This window comes from Streptacidiphilus monticola (genome assembly GCF_042658505.1).
Lineage (GTDB): Bacteria > Actinomycetota > Actinomycetes > Streptomycetales > Streptomycetaceae > Streptacidiphilus > Streptacidiphilus monticola.
In genome coordinates, this window is sequence record NZ_JBHSQJ010000110.1 from 1 (window position 1) to 4392 (window position 4392).

Annotated in this window: 1 protein-coding gene; it reads right to left on the reverse strand. The window is 67.2% G+C overall.

Translation table 11 applies throughout. The features are described from left to right. Positions 1-505: 505 nt before the first annotated feature. On the reverse strand, positions 506-4392 hold a 3887-nt coding region (locus ACFP3V_RS24360; protein ID WP_380587334.1), incomplete at its 5' end, for an FG-GAP-like repeat-containing protein.

A 4392-nucleotide genomic window follows, 5' to 3' on the forward strand; every position in this document is an offset into this window, starting at 1 on the left:
CCGACGCTCACCATGATCGGTACGACAACGGCTTCTCAGGGACTCCACAGAACCGGGGGCAGCTCAGAGGATGGGGAGCCAGGCCGATGGTCATATCTCCGTCCCACCATCCCGCCTGGGTTGGATCCGTCGGTGGCGTCCCCGCTGGTGCCGATGAGGTCGGGCAGGGTGCCGGTGGTGGTGTAGGTGTGGCCGGCGTTGGCCAGTTGCCGTGGGCTGTTGTTGTTGGGGTCGAGGAGGTTGTCCTTCGTGACCGAGACTTCCTGGCTGGAGTCGATGGTGCCGTCACCGTTGCCGGGGATGATGGCGCCGACGCCGGTGGCGGGGTTGTAGTCGAAGACGTCCTGCAGGCCGCTGCCGGCGGCTCCGGTGATCAGGCCGGTGAAGGCCTGGGTGCCGTTGAAGTCGTCCCGAGGGCGTTCAGTGTGGAGGTAAGGGTGCGGGGCCCCACGTTGTGGGGCCCCGCGGTGTGTGTCAGTGCCTACTCAGTGGGCGGGTGCCATCATCACCATCCGTGGCCGATGTTGATCTTTGTGCCGGAAAAGCCGCCGGTGCCGTTGCCGACGTAGCACCACAGCTGCGTGCTGCTGTCGCGGGCGATCAGGTCGGGGGCGCCGTCACTGCCGAAGTCCGCGACACCGGCGAAAGTCCAGCTGCTGGTCCAGCCGTTGCCGATCTGGCTGCGGGCACCGAAGCCGTTGCTTCCGTTTCCGGGGTAGAGCCACAGGTTTCCGCTGCTGTCGCTGGCGAGGACGTCCTGGTGTCCGTCGCCGTTGAAGTCGGCGACGCCGGCGAAGGTGTAGCTTCCCCAGCCGTTTCCGATCTGGACGCGGGTGCCCAGGCCTGCGCCGACGCCGGTGCCCGGGTAGAGGTAGAGGTTCCCGCTGCTGTCGGCGCCGAGGATGTCCTGGTGTCCGTCGCCGTTGAAGTCGGCCACTCCGGCGAATTGGTAACCGGTCCATCCGCTGACGAACTTGATCGCCGTTGTGTTCAGGTCGTGCCCGATGTCGCCGGGGTAGAGCCAGAGCCCCCCATCGGGAGCGAGCGCGATGAGGTCCTTGTAGCCGTCGCCGTTGAAGTCTGCGACACCGGCGAAGGTGTAGCCGGTGAAGCCGGTGCCGATGTAAAGGGGATCGGAGGCAAAGCCGCCGCTGCCGTTGCCGGGGTACACCCACAGGTTGCCGGTCTTGTCGGCGGCGATGACGTCGGTGTGCCCGTCGCCGTTCCAGTCCGCGACATCGGCGAAGGTGTACGGCCCATCCGGAATACTCAAGTTGGCCATGAGCGCAACCTGGCTGGAGGTCAGGGCAGCGTTCCTCCAAATGCGGACGGTGGAGATGTCGCCCTTGTAGTCGTCTGCAGGGCTGCCGCTGTGCATGTCGTTGCCCAGGACGAAGCTGCCGTTGAACAGGCTGCTGCTCACAGCGCTGTGGGTGCCGCGGGCCACAGGACGGTCACCGACGTACAGGGTCATGGCTTTGGTGGCTGGATCGTAAGTGATGGTGAGGTGGGCCCATTCACCGATCGCCGCCGTCCCACCGGCGATGCAGTCGTAGGCCCGGGTGGTGTCCGAGGTCGCCAGGCAGAAAGCCCATTCCCGGTTGGACTGGGGATACAGCAGGAACCCGGCGTTGGTAGCGCCGTTCTGGGACGCGATGACCTGCCCGAACGACTCCGGCTGAGCCCACAGGGACAGGGTGAACGCGGACGACACGGACAGTGCTGCGGATCCGCTCATGAATCCGGTGGTGGTGCCGTCCAGGTGCAGGCTGGGAGAGAGCAGACCAGTGTTGTCCCAAGTGGCTCCGGCTCCGCCGCCGGTCAATGACGAGGCTCCCGTGGTGTCGGCCGCGGCGGTCGCCGTGCCCGTGGTCCCGTCGTTGAGGGGCCAAGTGTGGGCTTCTGGGACGAGGGCCTTGGCCGGTTGTGCGGTGAGGGTCGTGCCGTCGTAGGTGTAGGCGGCGACGGTGCCGTTTGAGCTGACGGTCCACAGGTCGGGGTTGTTGTCGCCGTTGACGTCGGCGGCTTGGAGGGTGAGGTTGGTGGCCTTGTTCCAGGTGCCGGTGGCGAGGGTGTGGGAGGTGTAGGTGAGGTAGTCGTTGTTGCCGGCGTCCTGCTGGTGGGCCAGGTTGGTCCACAGGTAGAGGTCGCCGGTGGTCTTGTTCCACAGGAACATCGCGGTGCCGGTGGAGAGTTGGGTGGTTGCGATGGTCCACTGGTCCCAGTCGGCGGTGCCGTCGGGGGACTTGTTGGTCAGGGGGTAGGACAGGAACTGGCCGACGCTGCCTCCGAACACTGCGTAGAGGTCGAGGCTGTATCCGTCGGTGGCGTCCCCGCTGGTGCCGATGAGGTCGGGCAGGGTGCCGGTGGTGGTGTAGGTGTGGCCGGCGTTGGCCAGTTGCCGTGGGCTGTTGTTGTTGGGGTCGAGGAGGTTGTCCTTCGTGACCGAGACTTCCTGGCTGGAGTCGATGGTGCCGTCACCGTTGCCGGGGATGATGGCGCCGACGCCGGTGGCGGGGTTGTAGTCGAAGACGTCCTGCAGGCCGCTGCCGGCGGCTCCGGTGAACAGGCCGGTGAAGGCCTGAGTGCCGTTGAAGTCGGCCGGTGCCCCGCTGGTGTTGACGCCCGTTCCCGCAGCCCCGGCGTCGACGGCCGTGACGGTGGTCAGGCTCCCATCCTGCTCGTGGGAGAGCCACAGCCCCGCGGGCATGCCGCTCTGGTTACCCACGGTGAGCTGGTCAGGGACGCCGTCGCCGGTGAGGTCGCCATCGGCCGGAGGGGTAGCCGGCGGGGAGGCGTCGAAGGATTGCTCAGCGGGATTGAGCCCGTAGTTGCCTCCCGTGCTGAGGCTGTTGACGGTGAGCACGTTGATGCGGCGGTTGGGGGTGAAGGTGATGGTGGCGTTGCCCTGGCTGTCGGCGGAGACCATCTGGGTGGGGCCGCCGTTGAGCTGCCACACGTAGCTGGCGGGAATGGTGCCGGTGCAGCCGCCCGTGGGGCAGGAGATGGTCACCCCGGAGGCCGGAGTACCGATGACCAGGTTGTCGGGGATGGTGACGTTGGGGGTGTCACTGGGGCGGGCGGGGTCGAAGACGAAGCTGCAGTGCGCGGCCGCGCTCGTGTAATTCCCGTCGTAGGCGCTCACATCCCAGTACACGGTGAGAGGACTGTTGCCCGCGGCGCTCTCCAATGTGGACTTCGCGAGCTTGTAACTCAGCGACTGACCGCTAGTGGTGGTGTAGGTGCCGGGGGTGCTGGGGGTTCCGATGACGGCGCCGGTGGAGTTGTTCTTGCGGGCGGTGAAGGTGGCGCCGACCGAGCCGCCGTCCTTGTCTGTGAGCTTCGCGAACAGGTAGACGTCGCTGTCGCCGACGGTGATGAGGCGGCTGCAGGAGGTGGAGGGGGAGGTGGACAGGGAGGTGGGGGTGCTGGGGGGGTTGTCGTAGGTGGTGGAGACCTTGACGGTGCTGGCTTGGAACTTCTTCCAGTAGAGGTCGTTGGTCTCGCTGCCGGCCTTGAGGACGAAGGTCAGGGAGGAGGCGCCGCTGTCGGCGGCGTTTTGCATGACGGTCTTGCCGTTGAAGTTCTTGTAGCCGGAGCTGTTCAGGTCGAAGCCCACACCCGCGTTGGGGCAGGAGGAGCTCCAGCCGTGGGCGACGGTCTGGGAGTCGACCTCACCGGCGGGGGAGGGCTGGTTGGACCAGGTGGTGTTCTGGGAGATCCCGGACGAGGTAGTCCACAGCTGGACGGCCTCGGGGGTGCACGACCAGGACCAGTCCTCGGTGATGTTCAGCTGGGAGCTGAGGATTTTCGCGCCGTGGAGGCCGGAGGGGACGTTGATCTGGAGGTAGGAGCGGGCGGTGTAGGTGGGCGGGTAGGTGGGGTCGTCGGTGTAGCCCACGCGCAGGTCGTCGGTGGTGCGCCAGAAGTTCTGGGTGTCGTAGTAGGAGTTGGTGTAGGTCCACTCCTGCAGGCTGCTGGGTGCGGACGGGGTGACGAACGGGTCGATGTAGACCGGGTACTTCGTGGCGTGTCCGGTCAGCAGCGACGCGTCGGGGGTCAGGGTGATCGAGCGGGCGGTGGCCTTGGCATGGAGGGTGGCGGTGCGGGCGTGTTCGCCGGGGCCGCGGGTGCTAGAGGTGGCCGGTTCCCCGGTGGCGGGGTCGACCGTCTGTCCGGTGCCTGGGACCGCGGTGGCGCGGACGGCTGGTGCGGTGGTGCCGGTGGGGGTGGTGGTGGAGTCCCACATCACCGGGGCGGGGGCCGTGAACACGGGGCCGTGGGCGTCGTTGGCGGTGATGTTCCCGGCCGTGTCGGCGGAGAGTTTGACGCCTTTGGTGGCTGCCGCGAGGGTGAGGGTTTTCAGGCGCGGGTTGGCTGCGGCGGTCGCGT